General features: G+C 46.1%; 15 protein-coding genes. All 15 read left to right on the top strand.

The annotated features are described in order from the left end of the window. Positions 1-215: 215 nt before the first annotated feature. The 15 genes from hutW (at position 216) to H5985_RS00580 (ending at position 15,939) form a co-directional block, all read left to right on the top strand. On the top strand, positions 216-1,571 hold the full coding sequence (hutW, locus tag H5985_RS00650; RefSeq protein WP_239481485.1) for a heme anaerobic degradation radical SAM methyltransferase ChuW/HutW: 1,356 nt from the start codon (positions 216-218) through the stop codon (positions 1,569-1,571). A gap of 52 nt (positions 1,572-1,623) precedes the next feature. Beyond that, on the top strand, positions 1,624-3,738 hold the full coding sequence (locus H5985_RS00645) for a TonB-dependent receptor plug domain-containing protein (protein WP_205049381.1): 2,115 nt from the start codon (positions 1,624-1,626) through the stop codon (positions 3,736-3,738). A gap of 22 nt (positions 3,739-3,760) precedes the next feature. Further along, positions 3,761-4,303, top strand: a complete 543-nt coding sequence (locus H5985_RS00640; protein WP_239481484.1) for an MptD family putative ECF transporter S component — start codon at positions 3,761-3,763, stop codon at positions 4,301-4,303. Positions 4,304-4,305: 2 nt separating this feature from the next. Further along, positions 4,306-5,079 carry an energy-coupling factor transporter transmembrane component T family protein gene (locus H5985_RS00635; protein ID WP_205049379.1) on the top strand — a complete coding sequence of 258 codons (774 nt, stop codon included), beginning with the start codon at positions 4,306-4,308 and terminating at the stop codon, positions 5,077-5,079. A gap of 16 nt (positions 5,080-5,095) precedes the next feature. Then, positions 5,096-6,583 carry an ABC transporter ATP-binding protein gene (locus tag H5985_RS00630; protein WP_205049378.1) on the top strand — a complete coding sequence of 496 codons (1,488 nt, stop codon included), beginning with the start codon at positions 5,096-5,098 and terminating at the stop codon, positions 6,581-6,583. Between the two features lie 2 nt (positions 6,584-6,585). Then, positions 6,586-7,083 (top strand): heme utilization cystosolic carrier protein HutX, encoded by a 498-nt coding sequence (hutX, locus tag H5985_RS00625; protein WP_205049377.1) that lies wholly within the window; start codon positions 6,586-6,588, stop codon positions 7,081-7,083. A 16-nt stretch (positions 7,084-7,099) separates the two neighbouring features. Further along, positions 7,100-7,609: a flavodoxin family protein gene (locus H5985_RS00620; protein WP_205049376.1), complete on the top strand. Its 510-nt coding sequence runs from the start codon at positions 7,100-7,102 to the stop codon at positions 7,607-7,609. 11 nt (positions 7,610-7,620) lie between these two features. Next, entirely contained in the window at positions 7,621-8,268 is a 648-nt protein-coding gene (locus H5985_RS00615; protein WP_239481483.1) for a MotA/TolQ/ExbB proton channel family protein, read from the top strand. Beyond that, positions 8,265-8,669 (top strand): ExbD/TolR family protein, encoded by a 405-nt coding sequence (locus H5985_RS00610; protein ID WP_205049375.1) that lies wholly within the window; start codon positions 8,265-8,267, stop codon positions 8,667-8,669. Before H5985_RS00615 ends, H5985_RS00610 begins: the two co-directional genes overlap by 4 nt. Beyond that, positions 8,666-9,391 carry an energy transducer TonB gene (locus H5985_RS00605; protein WP_205049374.1) on the top strand — a complete coding sequence of 242 codons (726 nt, stop codon included), beginning with the start codon at positions 8,666-8,668 and terminating at the stop codon, positions 9,389-9,391. The genes H5985_RS00610 and H5985_RS00605 overlap by 4 nt, the downstream gene beginning before the upstream one ends. A 5-nt stretch (positions 9,392-9,396) precedes the next feature. Then, complete coding sequence (locus tag H5985_RS00600) at positions 9,397-10,299, top strand: ABC transporter ATP-binding protein (RefSeq protein WP_205049373.1); 903 nt, start codon at positions 9,397-9,399, stop codon at positions 10,297-10,299. Positions 10,300-10,307: 8 nt separating this feature from the next. Beyond that, a complete protein-coding gene (locus H5985_RS00595) occupies positions 10,308-11,093 on the top strand; it encodes an ABC transporter permease (RefSeq protein WP_205049372.1) in 786 nt (261 codons plus the stop codon). An 89-nt stretch (positions 11,094-11,182) separates the two neighbouring features. Continuing rightward, on the top strand, positions 11,183-13,024 hold the full coding sequence (locus H5985_RS00590) for an AMP-dependent synthetase/ligase (RefSeq protein ID WP_338124937.1): 1,842 nt from the start codon (positions 11,183-11,185) through the stop codon (positions 13,022-13,024). Between the two features lie 39 nt (positions 13,025-13,063). Further along, positions 13,064-14,359: a coproporphyrinogen III oxidase family protein gene (locus tag H5985_RS00585; protein ID WP_205049371.1), complete on the top strand. Its 1,296-nt coding sequence runs from the start codon at positions 13,064-13,066 to the stop codon at positions 14,357-14,359. A gap of 224 nt (positions 14,360-14,583) precedes the next feature. Then, entirely contained in the window at positions 14,584-15,939 is a 1,356-nt protein-coding gene (locus H5985_RS00580) for a [Fe-Fe] hydrogenase large subunit C-terminal domain-containing protein (protein WP_205049370.1), read from the top strand. The last annotated feature ends 13 nt before the right edge of the window (positions 15,940-15,952 follow it).

Below are 15,952 nucleotides of genomic sequence, written 5' to 3'. Positions count from 1 at the left end.
CTCTCATATACGAAAGCTATCGAAATTTATTTTTTGATAGCTTTTTTCTATTGATATAGTAGATTAATTGATTTTTTTCAGATAGATACTTATTATCCTCAACCTAATGATAATGATTATCATTAAATAATATTTTTAAACACTTACTTTATGGGCAAAGGGTTGCCATGCATTTGAACCCCTCAAATAAATCTTTCGAATCATCCCAACGTCACATGCTTGGAAATCACGCCAATACGGTTGAAGAGATGATTCATTTTGAAGCGGAACTCTCTGACAATCCCCTAAAAAATGCGTTTAAAGGAAAAGCTGCTGTTCATCCGCACATTCCAGGACAGACATTTATTGGCGATGAAGCCGTATCTGTAATTAAGAATCAATACGGAATTAAAAGAAAAGGGACCGGTTTGGCTTATATTCATGTTCCGTTTTGCGAAACCCGTTGCCTTTATTGTCTTTTCTATCAAAATCCGCTGCGCCCCGAATCAAGTGCCCACTACACCGATCATTTGATTAAGGAATTACAACTTTGGAATGATTTGCCGGCTCAACAAATTACCCCGATTCATGCGGTTTATTTCGGAGGCGGTACGCCTACGGCTCTTGAGCCCTATGATCTTTATCGACTAATCAAAGCAGTCAGAACATATCTTCCCCTTGCCAATGATTGTGAAATTACCCTTGAAGGACGCATTCATCACTTCCCTGAAGAAAAAATGGAAGCTGCCTTTAAAGCGGGTGTCAATCGTGTTTCTCTTGGGGTTCAAACGTTCAACACAAACGTTCGCCAAACCATGCGTCGTGTTGACGATCGTGAAAGCATGGTTCGTGCGATTGAAAAGCTCGCTTCCTTTAATCAAGCCAGTATCGTCTGTGATCTTATTTACGGGTTCCCCTACCAAGATATGGCCGTGTGGGAAGACGATGTGAAAACCGCCATCTCTCTTCCTTTAGATGGTGTCGATTGCTATCAGCTGAATGTTTTTGAGAAGTCTCCGCTCGGAAAATTTATTGCAAACGGCAAACTTCCCGCCGGCGCCGACAAAGATGAGCGTGCAGAGATGTTTGCCCGCTCAGTTGAATTACTGACCAACGCTCAGTGGCGCCGCCTGTCCAACAACCATTGGTGCCAAACATTTCGCGAACGAAATATCTACAACCGCTTCGGTAAAAGTGCTGCTGATTGTCTGGCTTTCGGCAGTGGCGCGGGCGGCAAACTAAACGGTTACAGCTTCATGATCGAACGAAAGTATGAAGACTGGGTCAAAAAACTGGAAGCCGGTATCAAACCCATCGCTTTTGCGAGCGCCCCAAATGATTACTGGCACGCCCTTCGTACCGTTTCTTCTGAAATGGAACTGGGTCGCATCAACATGCCTCACTTGAGCGATCGCTTCGCACTGCCCCTTGATGAATTAAGCCGAGATGTCTTTGAGCAGTGGACGAAAGCCGGCCTGATTAATCCTGTCGGCGATTGGATGGTACAGACCATTGCCGGGCAATTCTGGCATGTCACCATGGCCCAACTGTTGATCAACGTATTGGGCAAGCGCTTGGCCCAACAAAAGTAAAGATTTTTCAACCTAAAGAGAAAAGCCAATAACTTTTTCTCTATTGACTAAGATGACAAACAGTCTCTCTTTCAAAAAAACAAGCCTCGCCCTAGCAGTGGCTCTTTCCCTTCCTGTCATCAGTGCTCAAGCCGCTGATAGTTACAAAGCACAGGACGTTGTGGTGACAGCTTCTCGTGTTGAACAACAATTGATTGATGTCAACATGAGTGTTTCTGTTATTACCAGTGAAGACATCGCTGAAATGTCCGGTGCGAAAACCATTGCTGACTTATTGGAGAGCAAAGTTCCGGGCATTCAGGTAAAAAATGACGGAGGTCAAGGTATTGACCGAATTAAAATCCGCGGGGAGGATGCCTTCAGAACACTCGTCATGATTGACGGTCAACGCATTTCTGAACAGAAATCCATGTCTGGCGTGCCGCTATTGATTGATCCCTCACAAGTTGAAAGAATTGAAGTGATTCGCGGACCGGCCTCAGTTCTTTACGGCTCAGATGCTATCGGCGGTGCTGTTAACATCATCACCAAAAAAGGTGGCGAAGATACTTTCGGCGCTTCAGTATCAGCTGGTTTTGATTCGTCTTCGAGCGGCAAAGAGTTGTCCGGCTCTATCTACGGGGCCGCAAACGGTTGGAAATATCGCTTCGGTGGAGCCATTCGTGATGCAGATAACATCGAGACTCCGGTTGGTAAGATGCCTCACACAGAATTTAGCTCTAAGGCAGCCAATGCTTTTCTTTCCTATGACATTGATCCAAATAAGACCATCGGTCTATCTTTAAGTCACTTCGATTTGGATTTCATGTCCGGGGCAACTTCCTATGCTCCTGAAGATTTTTTTGTCGATGTTCCTGAATGGCAACGTACGAGAGGAAGTCTTTTCGGTGAATTTAAAAACCTAACCGAAAACCTTGCTCGCTTGCGTATTGATGCCTCATACGAAAAAAATCACAAATTAATGGAAAATTTTGTTAAACAAGGTGGAATTGTTACTCCTTTTGGCACAACGTCGGTTTTAATGGACAATTTCGCTGACAATGACCTGTACACAACCTCAGCCTCCATTCAATCAGATTGGATTCTTGGTCAGAATCATTACTTAATCACCGGCTACGAATTCTCATACGATGATCTTGACGCCGGCAGTCAAACTTTCGGACATACTCCCAGCATGAGTTTTGTTCCGGGTCAGGGACCTGTCATGGGTACCGCTCCGTATGAAAAGATTCAAAAATTTAATGGTTCACAAACCCGTCATTCCCTGTTTGCTTCAATGGAAAGTACGGTTTTTGACGAACTCATTCTCAATTATGGTGTCAGATATACATGGGTGGACAGTGACATGGATATCAACACCACTCATAGCCTCAATGTCGATGGCATTGAAGTCGGTAAAAGTAGTTATGACACCAGCGATGGAAAAGCCATTTTTAATTTTGGCGTGACTTATAAGGGCTTTGAGAATCTGGCGCTACGCGCCAACTGGTCTCAAGGCTATCGGACTCCGCTTTTACAAGAGTTATTTATTGATACCTCTATGGGTGGAGAATTAACTTATGCCAACCCGGATCTGAAACCGGAGACCTCGGATAACTTCGAAATTGGTGCCAGATATACAAACGGAATTTTGACTGTTGACGGTTCCATTTTCTACAGCCAAGCAGATGATTACATTACAACAATTGCCATTGGAGACAGTCTCAACAAATATACAAACATGGGGGAAGCTCAAACCATCGGCCTTGAATTAGATACCAGTGTAAAAATCGGGGATTTTGAACCCTACACAGTTCTGACCTTAATGCGTCGAGAATACAAAGAAAATGGCATCAAATCCTCTAAATCCGGCACACCTAAAGTGATGGCCCGTTATGGTGTTCGATATCAAAACGAATACGACAGTGCCTTGTTTAGATTTGATGCTTACGCCGTAAGTCAAACCAAAACAGAATCCTGGAACTTCCAAACTGATCAACTCAATGAGGATGGTTCATTCGGTGGCTTTACGACCTTTAATTTGACGGGTGGTGTGTCATTCGGACCTAAAAATGCCTATAGCGTTGATGTCGGTCTTTATAACATCACTGACAAACTGTATCAAACCAGTGACGCCATCTATGAACCGGGACGTTACTTCGCTATGAAGCTTAACGCTACGTTCTGATCATCTTGAATAAGTGATGAAAATGACCGTTAAAACGGCCTATTGGAAATCGCAAGAACTCGTCATGATCGGCGTTTTTGCCGCCGCCATCAAGCTGTCCTCTCTCCTGATAGCTTTGGCGGGCGGCGGCATGAACCCGGTCACGCTCATGCTTAAAAATCTTGTGTTCACAACATTGTTGATTGTGCTTTTAGCAAAAGTCAGAAAAAGCGGAACACTTTTGCTCTTTACGGCTGTATCCATGATCGTGAGTGTGCTTTTGATGGGTGGAAGCATCACGCTGCTGCCCGCCGCGCTGGTCGGCGCTTTAGCAGCAGAATTCGCTATTTGGTTAACAGGGGGCTTCAAACATTCTTGGTCAACATACGTGGGCGTTGCCGTTTATGACCTTGGTACCAAACTCTTTTCCGTCGCCGTCTCCTACCTCATGATGCGGGAAACGCCGGCACTCATCCTTTCTGTACTGCCCATTATTTTCATCGGTTACACAGGTTGCCTTCTCGGTCTTTTTACAGGTTACCGTGCGTTAAAAGAACTGCGTCATGCCGGTATCGTCAGGAGCTAAGCATGAATCACTCTACTCTGACGAAAATCGATGCGCGTACTAAATTACTGCTCACTCTTTTGGGAGCTATCTCAACAATCGCCTACTCCAGTCTGGCAGCTCAACTGATACTTTTTGCGTTGAGTTTTTTGATGGCCTTGCTGATTAAGCGTCCCACTTTAGTTTTTGTTTTGTATCTGCTCATGGCATTGATGATGGGATTGGCCATCGGTTGCACGGCTGTCATCACATTTTTTATCCCTGCCCTGGGAGAAATGACGGTACAAAACCTACTCATCCCCTTTTTACGCGGTCTGACCATGATGAACCTGGTCATGGGATTAGCGCTTTCCACCAAAATTGAAAACATTATGGCGGCCCTTTCTCAGTTGAGGCTACCCTTTGTGATCACGCTGCCCTCTACGGTCATGATCCGTTTTATTCCGACCTTTGCCCATGACGTTTCTCAAGTCTGGGAAACATTAAAAATCAGAGGCTGGCAATTAAATTTCAAAATGCTCAGCACTCATCCGTTTTTGTGCGCAAGACTAATCTTTACGCCGATTTTATTCAGAGCGCTCAAAAGCAGCGAAGCACTCGGAGTTGCGGCCGAATTAAAGGGGTTAGACAAAGGATTGGGCAGCCACGCAACACATGCTTTTTGCTCTGAACGAAAACTTTCTGAGCGCGACTGGATAGCCATGAGTGTCGGAGTTTTAACTGTGTTATTAGCGCTCATAGCAGAAATATACCTGGGCAGTTGGGGTATCGATCCTACTGCGGTACGAATGCCCTGATAGCGGAGAAAGAATCATGATCACATTTGAAAATGTTTCCTACCGCTATCCGTTTCAGAGTGAGTGGGCTGTCAAGTCGCTGAATCTGACAGTCTCTCCCGGTCAGGTCGTATTGGTTACCGGTGTTTCCGGCTGTGGGAAAACAACCTTGATGCGTTTAGCTAACGGACTTTGTCCGCACTACTACGCCGGTGAAATGACCGGGCGGGTTTCCGTCTTCGGTAAAGAAACGGACAAAAGTTCCGTTTCCGATATTTCGGAAAAAGTCGGTACGCTTTTTCAAGACCCTGAAGATCAGTTCTTTGCACTCAATGTCAGAGACGAAATGGGTTTTGCACTGAAAGTCTCCGGAGCAGAGCCAGACACTGTACAAAATCGCATCAATAGCGTTGCCAAGCGCCTACATATTGAAGAGCTTTTAAGTCATTCTATTTCGGCACTCTCAGAAGGTCAGAAACAAAGAGTAGCCCTCGGAGAAATTCTTGTTTCAGAACCACAAGCTCTAATCCTGGACGAGCCATCGGCAAACTTGGATCCGGAAGCTACCGATCGGCTTGCCCAGGAACTTTTACGACTCAAACAGCTGGGTTTTGCCATCTTGGTCGTTGACCATCGTTTGCATTGGCTCAACGGTGTCGCTGATGAAGTCATTGTCATGCAACACGGAGAAATCAAAGAACGGGGCTCTTTTGAAATTCTGGAAAATCAGACACTTCGAAAGGAATATGGCCTTCGCGAGGCTTATGTACCGGATGTTCGGGATACGTTGCATGAAGGTGATCCCAAAGATCCCATTTTGATGACCTCTGACCTCACCTTTGATTATGAACGGGCTAACCGTCACTCCAAATTGGCTAAATTTAAACGCCTCTTTAAAGGCCAACCGGCTGAACACAAAGAGCTTTTGCTCAAAAACATTCATTTCAAAATCGGTCACGGTATTACGGCCCTGATCGGAGAAAACGGTAGCGGGAAAACCACCTTGGCGCGCCTAATCACCGGACTGAATGTCGGTACAGGAGAACTCTATCTGAAAGGGGAAAAAACCTCTGCTCAAACGCTTCTTAAGCACACGGGACTGGTTCTTCAAAATGCCGACCATCAGTTGCAGATGCGCAGTGTAAGAGAAGAAATCAAAGCCTGTCTTTTTGCGGCAAATCAGACTCAGCATACCAACGAAACCATCGATCAGCTGCTTGAAGCATTTTCCCTGACGGAACTCTCTGAACGGCATCCTCAGTCGCTTTCAGGCGGACAAAAGCAGCGTTTGGTCATTGCATGTGCATTAGCTAAAAACCCGGACATTCTCATTTTGGATGAACCCACCAGCGGACTGGACGGCGCCAATATGAAACGAGTTGCCCAAGCTTTGCAGGAACAAGCCGATCGAGGTAAGGCTGTTTTACTGATTACTCACGACTTAGAGCTTCTTGCTTTGTGTGCAGATCAAGCTTTAAGAATGAATTCACTTAAAAGAAAAGATTTTTCACATTACGGAGAATAAAAATGGATAAAAAAGAAAAAATTCAAGAACTGATGAATGCTAAAAAGCCCGTCACCTTAGGATTAATTGCCAAGGAACTTGGCTGCACGGATTTAGAAGCCGCTCAAGCTCTGCCAAGTGAGATCTGCTCCTTTATCAAAGATATCTCGTCTTTCGATGTTTTATGGGCACAAATGAGTCAATGGGAAAAAGTGACTCTGTTTATCATTCATGAAGGACATGTCTTTGAAATTCAGTCCAAACTCAGCGCCGGCAAACGCGGCATGGGCTACTACAACATTTTGTCTAAAGACGCCGTAATCGGCGGTCACCTTAATGCCGACTCTTTAGAAACCATTGCTTTTATTTCCATGCCGTTTATGGGACGTGAATCTCATTACGTCGCTTTTTTCGGGAAAGATAAAAAACTTCACTTCAGCGTCTATGTCGGACGGGAAAATCATCAGCTCATCGAATCGGTTAAAGAAGGTTTCATGAAAGCAAAAGCTCAATTTTGCTGATAAAAGGATGTCATGTATGTCTGCTTTGATCATTATTAGCTCCATTACGGGAAACACATGGAAAGTCGGAGAGGCACTCAATCGGGTTTATCCGACAACTTCTCTTAAACGCACCACAGATGTGCTCAAATGTACAGAACTTCTTGATCAACACAATGAAGTAATCGTCGGTTTTTGGTGTGACAAAGGGGGACTGCCGCCCGATCTGGCTCAATTAGTCCCTTATATTCGCAATAAATCTCTTGGGATTTTTGCCACCATGGGCGGCAACCCTCAAAGCGAACGTGCCAAAGATTGGTTCAAACGTCAGTGCGATGCAGTTGTCGGCTCAGAGCGTGGTAATCGTCTAGAAGCCACATTCCTCTGTCAGGGCAAAATCAATCCGGTTTTAATTGAGCAAATGAAAAAAATGCCGGGTTACAAGGAAACTCCCGAATCCGTTGCCCGTCGGCAAGAAGCAGCAAAACACCCCAATGAGCAAGACTACAGGGCTGCTGCTGAAGCTTTCCGAGAGCTTTTAGCCTGAGGATTGAAGTCATGGAAAATTTAGAGTCTTTGTACACATTAATCGGTCCGGCGGGTGTCGCGTTGATTTTTGTTGCACTTTACGCCCTGTACGTTTCTGTTTGGCTCATCGCTTATTTAAATCGAGTATGGAAAAATTTCCGTCGAGACTTCCTTGACTTGGAAAGCGGCAGAGATCGCTGTCTGCGAAATATTGATCCCAATACTGCCAATCCGTTAATTCGGATCATTTACGATATTGTCGCAACTCACGGTTCTCACTCCGATGATATCCGGGCGGAGGTGGCCTACCTTTTTCACCGAAATTTCAAAAGGGTCAGTAACGGTCTTGTATGGCTCAAGCTAATCAGTGTCATCTCTCCTTTATTGGGGCTTCTCGGTACTGTATTCGGTATGGTAGAAGTTTTCAAAACACTGTCTTTCACTGAGATTCCCTCCACGGAATTATTGGCTGCAGGTATTTGGCAGGCACTTATTACAACAGTTATGGGTCTTTGTATTGCCATTCCCGTTTTAATGGTCTACTACGGTTTAATGCTCAAATTCAGAGGGTTTCATATTGAGGCGGTTGAACACAGTTATCGTGCGCTCGAAATTATGAACCGCATTCGTAATAAAAATAATTCCAATGCTGTCAATGATGAAGAGGAAGGAAAATGAGCATTTTTATTCCACCGGGCCTCTCGCCCATTGATGATGATCCGCAAATTGACCTGACTCCCCTCATCGACTGTCTGTTTATGCTCATTATTTTCTTCGTGGTCACGATGAGTTTTTCTAAACCTGTCTTAGAAATCATCCTGCCTGAAAGTGAAACAGCAGAGCTAAAGCGCGCCGACAGACAAGTGAGTGTCAACGTCCGCTCGGACGGCTCGTATTGGATGAATAACCAACCGGTGACTTTAGCGCAGGTCGAGGGTGCCCTTGCTGCCACATCGAACGCTATTCTCAATATCCACATGGATGGGAAAGCCTCTTTTGATTCTTTTGTTCCGCTTGTGGACTTAGCCAAGAAAAAAAATGAAGGGCGATTTGTCATCAGCACACAGGCTAAACAATGAAACCCGTCAAACATATTGCCTACAACACGATGCAACAGGGACCTGATGAACGTCAGGCGAGTTTTACTGCAAAACTGTTTACCAGTGTCGTTTCAATGACTTTACTGGCTGTCGCTTTTTTACAGTTTTCCGATCCGCTGGCAATGCCGCAAAAAGCAAGCATCCAACAAGAACCGATTAAACCGGTCGATTCTATGGCAATACCTTTGAAGAAGGAACCTCGCTGGGTCATCATGACAGTTCCCGCCAGCTCGTGGAAAATCCATCTTGAAGAGCCTCAGCCGATCATAGAAAAAGTTAAAGAGGAACCCAAACCTGTCGAAGTAAAACCAAAAGAGCCGCCGAAAGAAAAAAAGAAAACAATTGAAAGACCGCGCAAAAACGTTACAAAGAGCGTAGGCAGTTCCAAACGGGCTGCAAGCAGCAACGGCAGCGGTCAAACCAATAACGAAATGTCTAATGCACTGATGCAGATTGTTCAGGTCATTGAGCAAAACAAACGTTACCCCAAACGCGCACGTGACATTGGTCTTGAAGGACAGACAATTTTGATTGTCTCCATTGACGCTTCAGGCGCTGTAACAGACTATCGTCTTCAGGAAGGCGGCAATGCCCTATTCAGACGGGCCACTCTTTCAGCAGCTCAGCACTTAAAAGGATTAAAAACACAAGTTAGCAAGGCAGCCACTTTAGAAATTCCGGTTCGCTACGAAATTGACTGATTACTATGAGTTCTCCGATTCTTGATATTCATAACTTACATAAAACTTATTCAAACGGATTTGAAGCGCTTAAAGGCATTAATCTTCAAATCACTGAAGGAAGTTTTTTCGGTCTCTTAGGTCCCAACGGCGCAGGAAAATCCACTTTGATCAATTCATTGGTCGGACTGGTTAAACCCACCCGAGGCCAAATTCGAATCGCCGGATTTGATATCGAAAAAAACAAAACACTTGCTTTGATGAATATCGGTGTAGTCGCCCAGGAAATCCTCTGCGATCCCTTTTTATCTGTCTATGAAATGCTTTCCTTTCAAAGCGGCTACTACGGATTGAAAAATAACGATGACTGGATAGAAGAAATTTTAGAAAACCTCGGTCTGACTGAAAAAATACAGACTCCATGCCGATTACTGTCGGGCGGCATGAAAAGACGGGTTATGGTTGCCTTGGCTCTCGTACATAAACCGCCTTTAATCGTGCTCGACGAACCGACCGCCGGCGTGGACGTTCAACTGCGCAACCAGCTTTGGCAATTTATTGAAAAACTGCATCAAAAAGGTCATACGATTGTTTTAACGACTCATTACTTGGAAGAGGCTCAAAATCTCTGCTCTGAAATTGCCATTATCAACCACGGTGAAATAGTCACTGCCGGTACTACCGATGAGTTACTCAATGCAATCGAACAAAATACCGTCCGATTCAGACTGATCAGGGGAAATTTCCCGGCGAATCTTCAAAGCAGAGTACTGCGGCTTGAAGCTCAACATTACGTTTTAGGATTCTTTAACGCTCAGGATCTTACCTATATCCTCAATACACTGTCGGCAAATCACTGTATTGTTGAGAATCTGCAGACATCCAGAGCGACGTTGGAAGATCTTTTTATTAAGGTAACGCAACAATAAATCCGAACATGACACATTCAGCTCAAATTTTTTGTGTAAAAAATGCTTTTCTGACGTTACTGAAAAAGGAAATCATTCGTTTCAGAAAAGTCGCGTTTCATACCATTGCTGCTCCGGTTCTATCATCTTTACTGTATCTGATAGTTTTTGGAACCGCTCTGCAGGATCGGGTCAGTACGCAATCCCAAACTCCTTATCTGGAGTTTCTCGTACCCGGTCTGGTGATGATGGCTGTTTTACAAAATGCTTTTGCAAACAGCTCTTCTTCTTTTGTTCAATCAAAAATATCCGGCACGCTGACATTCTTACTTGTCACACCGCTCAATCATGTATCAATTGCCGCAGCTTATATCCTGTCATCCGTTTTAAGAGGATTAATTGTCGGAGCTTGTGTCTGGATTGCAACTGCTATCTGGATAGCACCTGCTGCCAGTTCCTATTTTTGGGTGTTTGTATTTGCTGCCTTAGGGGCATTCATTATGGGAGCACTCGGGCTGATCACTGCGATTTGGGCTGATCGTTATGAACAGATGGGAGTCATTCAAACATTTTTTATCATGCCTTTGACCTTTCTGTCCGGTGTCTTTTATTCATGTGAGATGTTACCCTCACCTTGGCGCGAGCTCTCTGAATTTAATCCTCTTTACTATCTCATAGACGGATTCCGCGGGGGATTTCTGGGTTACGTTGAAACCGAGCCTCTGACAGCAACCGTTTGCGCAAGCCTCACTTGCCTCACTTTTTTTGCTGTCTCAGTGTGGTTGCTCAAAATCGGCTACAAAACGAAAAACTAAAAGCAATTACTAAACACAGCACTAAACACTGGTCTTTGAGCTTAAAATAGGCGCATTGTTAGCTTTTATCTGTTTTTCCGAGGTGAACCGTGGCTATTGATTCTGCAGAAATTCGATTCAAAGCACTCAGCCAATTAAAAACATTGGACCAATTTGTTCCGGCCCGTGCCAAAATTGCCCCGCATACTGAGGCATTGAGGCAATTTGACCGAAGATCAAATACCTGGGAAAGAATTTCATATCGAGATCTGGATGAACGGATTCAGCAGTGGCGCAGGGCATTCTGCAAGATGAATCTCAAGCATGGAGACCGCGTAGCGATTTTATTGCCAAACGGAGTGGATGCAGTTTGTTGCGACCAAGCTGTTTTAGCTAACGGCTGTGTCCCCGTTCCGTTGCACGCGATTGACACAGCCGGTTCCAGCGCTTTCATTATTGCTGACAGTCAGGCTAGTGTACTCGTCACCAACCGTCAAAGCCGATGGGATGCCATCTACCTCACGCACACCGTTATGCCCGACTTAAGGCATGTGATCTTTACCGAAGAATCTTCTCCCGAAGCCCGTCAGGACGGTGTCAAACATTGGGACCTTGAATCTTGGCTTGCAACCGGTCACGGCGTTACCGAGCTGCCGGAGGGACCCAGTGAAGGTGATCTGGCAGCCATCGTCTACACCTCAGGCACAACAGGCAAGCCCAAAGGTGTGATGCTTACTCATAAAAACGTTGTCAGCAATGTTTTAAACACTTTAAAAACGGTTTATCCGAAACCGAGCGATGTCTTTTTGTCTTTCCTTCCAGTTTCTCACACTTTTGAGCGCATGGCAGGTTATTACCTTGCGCTCGGAATGGGCTGCACGATTGTGTATACCCGCTCCATCCAGCAGCTTGCCGAGGACTTCAGAATTGTCCGACCCAACGTCATCATTTCCGTTCCGCGCATTTATGAAAGAATCTTTGCAAAGGTGCAGGCAAAACTTGCAAGAGAGTCCGGTTTTGTCCGCTTCCTATTCGGTTGGGCGGTTGAGGTCGGCTGGAGACGTTTTTGTGAAAAATACGGTTTGCCCAGACAAAAAGGTGGTATAACACTGCTTGACCCTGTGGTATGGCCTATTCTTGAGCGTCTTGTCTCCAAAACGCTGCTCAATCAATTCGGCGGTCAGCTCCGTATTGCCATCAGTGGCGGAGCGGCGCTTAATGCTAAAGTCTCCAAGGCTTTTTGTGGTTTAGGTTTACCGATTATTCAGGGATACGGCATGACGGAATCGAGCCCGATCATTGCCGGTAACTCTCTGACTTACAACCACCCCAACACCGTCGGCAAACCGTTGCCTGAAACTGAGGTGCGTTTGGGTGAAGATAATGAAATCCAAGTGAAGTCACCTTCTGTTATGAAAGGTTATTGGAATCGTCCTCAGGCTACCCGAGAAGCCTTTACGGAAGACGGCTGGCTCAAAACAGGAGATGTCGGAGAATTTGACCACGAGGGCTTTTTGAGAATTGTCGGGCGAATTAAAGAAATTATTGTTACGAGCACCGGTGAAAAAGTGCCTCCTGCCGATTTGGAACTGGCCATAGAAATTGACCCGCTTTTTGATCAGGCCTATGTCATTGGGGAAAACCGCCCGTTTATTTCCACGATCGTTGTCCTCAATAAAGAGGAATGGAGAAAATTGGCAGCTACCTTAGACTTGGATCCTAATGACCCCGAAAGTCTCTTAGCGACCGTGACGCGCAATGCCGTTTTAAAGCGAATCAAAACTGCCGTAAAAGATTTCCCTCAATATGCCTTACCCAGAAATGTGCATATGACGCTTGAACCCTGGACGATTGAAAACGGGCTGATTACGCCGACTCTAAAACTTAAGCGTAAAGCGCTCAACGAAAAGTTTGCTCCGCAGATTCAAGCACTTTATGCGGGTCATCGTTAAAATAGCAACTTTTGCTGCGAACAGATTGAATTGAAGATTATGGCTGAACATAACAAATTGCTACCGGATTGGATGATCGGGCTGACCGATCGCATCATGAAGTACTATATTGATCGAGAACTCAATGTCGAACCCATTATTCTCGACAGGCATCCGGAGCCTCAACCCGGTCATCAATACATGATGTACGCACACATCCCGTTCTGCCATACTCTGTGCTCGTACTGCACATTTCACCGCTTTATCTTCAAAGAATATAAAGCGCGCGAGTATTTTGTGAATTTGCGCAAAGAAATGCAGATGGCTCGCGACATGGGCTATGACTTTACCTCTATGTACATCGGCGGAGGGACTACCACTATTTTGGAAGACGAGCTGATCAAAACCATTGAACTGGCTCGAAAACTCTTCCCCTCCATGAAAGAAGTCTCATGTGAAACCGATCCCGCTCATTTGGCGACGGAAAGTTTCCGTAACCTCAAAGGCTTGGTCGATCGTATGTCTGTCGGCGTTCAAAGCTTCGATGACAATATCCTCAAAATGATCGATCGGTATGAAAAATTCGGTAGTGGCGAGCAAATTTTCGAACGCATCCAAGCCGCTCAGGAACTCTTTCCGATCATGAATGTCGACATGATTTTCGGCTTCAGAGGACAAACGGAAGAGATTTTGCAGCGGGATGTGGATTTATTAATGAAATTAAATCCCCGTCAGATCACAACCTATCCGTTGATGGTCACCACGCAAACTAAAGCCAGTGTTCGAAACACCATTGCTGCCCCTACGGCTGATCTGGCGGCTCAATACCGCATCATTTTGGATACGTTGGGGAAAAACTACAATCAACTCACCTCCTGGACATTCGGACGTTCTCACGATGAAGGCTTTGATGAGTATGTCGTCGATCATGATGAATACCTCGGACTCGGATCCGGCGCCTTCAGTTTCCTTGGCGACTCACTGTATGTCAATACGTTTAGTCTGCGTCGTTATAACGAGCGCATCAGTCAGGGCAAGATGGGTGTAGAGCGAAGAAAGCGCTTCGACAAACACGCGATTTTGCAATATCGACTGCTGTTGGGTTTATTTGCCGCTCGCTTATCGAGAAAGTACTTCCGAGAAGTTCACGGAGTGGACTTGGATAAAGCCTTATTTAAGGAAATGCTCGGATTAAAGTTAGCCGGCGCCATCAAAGATAATCCAGCCGATCCCGACAATCTCATTGTTACCGATGCCGGTAAATTCTTAGGCTTGGTTATGATGAAGGCTTTTTATTCCGGCATGGACAATGTTCGCGCTGAGTTAAGAAAGCCTCTGTCTGCGATCGACATGTAATGACATAGCTACCTCTTTTGAGGTAGCTCTTTTTGACTCTTTTTTCTTTATTTTTTGTAAAAATTCTTTATAGTTCCACCGTTGACAGGGGTTTTGCCCGGACCAAGGCGTGCCTCTGACGACAGGAATTGTACGTACAATCCCTGAGTTTCAAGCAGACCTGTGCACAAGGCACTTGTGACTTAGAGATTCTATTTTCAGTAAATCTTGGGAGAGATTTAAACATGTCCAAAACGATTATGGTCAATACATTTACTCCGCCGCCCAATGCGCACGGAGAAAATGGACCTGAATACGTTGGCAACCTCCGTCGCGGTGAATTGCGCGGTGTGATCAAGATCAACAAGGATAACTGCGTTGGTTGCGACACCTGCCGTAAAGTTTGCCCGGTACACGCCATCTCCGGCGGCTTGGGTGTTGTCCACTCCATCCGCGAAGACGCTTGCTTGTCTTGCGGCCAGTGCTTGATCGCCTGCCCCTTCAACGCGATCGAACAAATGAGCTTCGTTGACGAAGTGATGAAGATGCTCGACGATCCCAACAAACTCGTCGTGGCTCACCCGTCTCCGGCTGTTCGTGTTTCCGTCGGTGAAGAGTTCGGCGCTAAGGCCGGCGAATTGGTCACGGAACAATTCGTGAATGCTTTGGAAAAAGCCGGTTTCGTCACTTATGACGTGAACCAAAGTGCCGACCAAACGATCATGGAAGAAGGTTTTGAATTCATCAACAAGATCCGTTACTGGGTCTTGGGCGAACGCGGTCCTGAATTGGAAGAAGCCGCCAAGCACCCCTTCCCGCACTTTACCAGCTGCTGCCCGGCTTGGGTCAAGAACGTTGAAACGTTCCACCCGGGTCTGATTCCGCATTTGTCTACGGCCAAGAGCCCGATCCAAATGGGTGGCCCGGTGGCTAAGACCTGGGCGGCCGAATACGTCTGGAAGAAGGATCCGCGCGACATTTACGTGGTCGCCGTAACGCCTTGCACGGCTAAGATTTTCGAAGCCGCTCGTCCGGAAATGAACGCTGCCTGGCATCACCTCGTTGAAACGGGCGCCATCCCGGCCGATACCCCGTCCTTCCAAGACGTCGATGCTGTCATCACGGCTCGTGAAATCGCAGAAATCTTCCGCCGCAAGGGTATCAATCCCTTGGAATTGCCGAAGACTCGGGAACGCAGCACGATGGAAGTCTACACCGGTGCCGGTACCATTTTCGGTGCTTCCGGCGGTGTGATGGAAGCTGCATTACGTACGGCTTACTTTGTGTTAGCCGGTGAAGAACTCAAGAACCCTGACATCAAGATCGTTCGCGGTCGCACGGATGCCATTGTGGAAGCCACCATCCCGGTTCCCATCAAGAAGTTGGGCGGTAAGGTGTTTGAAGTTCGAGTCTGCGTTGTCAACGGCGCTTTGCAAGGTCTTGAAACCGTGTTGCGTCGTATCAAGGAAGACAAGAACCGTTACCACTTCATCGAAGTGATGAACTGCCCCGGCGGTTGCGTCAACGGCGGTGGTCAACCGGTTCGTACCGACAGCGCCACGTGGCTTAACCCCACGTTGCCGGTTCCCATGCAAATTTAATCGGATGGAGACA

The sequence above is a fragment of the Parasutterella secunda genome (assembly GCF_016901835.1).
Classification (GTDB): Bacteria; Pseudomonadota; Gammaproteobacteria; order Burkholderiales; family Burkholderiaceae_F; genus Aphodousia; species Aphodousia faecavium.
This window is presented reverse-complemented; position numbering and strand designations above follow the sequence as displayed.

Excerpts from the sequence above, each read along its gene's own strand:
- hutW (WP_239481485.1), top strand. The coding sequence starts at position 216 with ATGCTTGGAAATCACGCCAATACGGTTGAAGAGATGATTCATTTTGAA.
- H5985_RS00645 (WP_205049381.1), top strand. The coding sequence starts at position 1,624 with ATGACAAACAGTCTCTCTTTCAAAAAAACAAGCCTCGCCCTAGCAGTG.
- H5985_RS00640 (WP_239481484.1), top strand. The coding sequence starts at position 3,761 with ATGACCGTTAAAACGGCCTATTGGAAATCGCAAGAACTCGTCATGATC.
- H5985_RS00635 (WP_205049379.1), top strand. The coding sequence starts at position 4,306 with ATGAATCACTCTACTCTGACGAAAATCGATGCGCGTACTAAATTACTG.
- H5985_RS00630 (WP_205049378.1), top strand. The coding sequence starts at position 5,096 with ATGATCACATTTGAAAATGTTTCCTACCGCTATCCGTTTCAGAGTGAG.
- hutX (WP_205049377.1), top strand. The coding sequence starts at position 6,586 with ATGGATAAAAAAGAAAAAATTCAAGAACTGATGAATGCTAAAAAGCCC.
- H5985_RS00620 (WP_205049376.1), top strand. The coding sequence starts at position 7,100 with ATGTCTGCTTTGATCATTATTAGCTCCATTACGGGAAACACATGGAAA.
- H5985_RS00615 (WP_239481483.1), top strand. The coding sequence starts at position 7,621 with ATGGAAAATTTAGAGTCTTTGTACACATTAATCGGTCCGGCGGGTGTC.
- H5985_RS00610 (WP_205049375.1), top strand. The coding sequence starts at position 8,265 with ATGAGCATTTTTATTCCACCGGGCCTCTCGCCCATTGATGATGATCCG.
- H5985_RS00605 (WP_205049374.1), top strand. The coding sequence starts at position 8,666 with ATGAAACCCGTCAAACATATTGCCTACAACACGATGCAACAGGGACCT.
- H5985_RS00600 (WP_205049373.1), top strand. The coding sequence starts at position 9,397 with ATGAGTTCTCCGATTCTTGATATTCATAACTTACATAAAACTTATTCA.
- H5985_RS00595 (WP_205049372.1), top strand. The coding sequence starts at position 10,308 with ATGACACATTCAGCTCAAATTTTTTGTGTAAAAAATGCTTTTCTGACG.
- H5985_RS00585 (WP_205049371.1), top strand. The coding sequence starts at position 13,064 with ATGGCTGAACATAACAAATTGCTACCGGATTGGATGATCGGGCTGACC.
- H5985_RS00580 (WP_205049370.1), top strand. The coding sequence starts at position 14,584 with ATGTCCAAAACGATTATGGTCAATACATTTACTCCGCCGCCCAATGCG.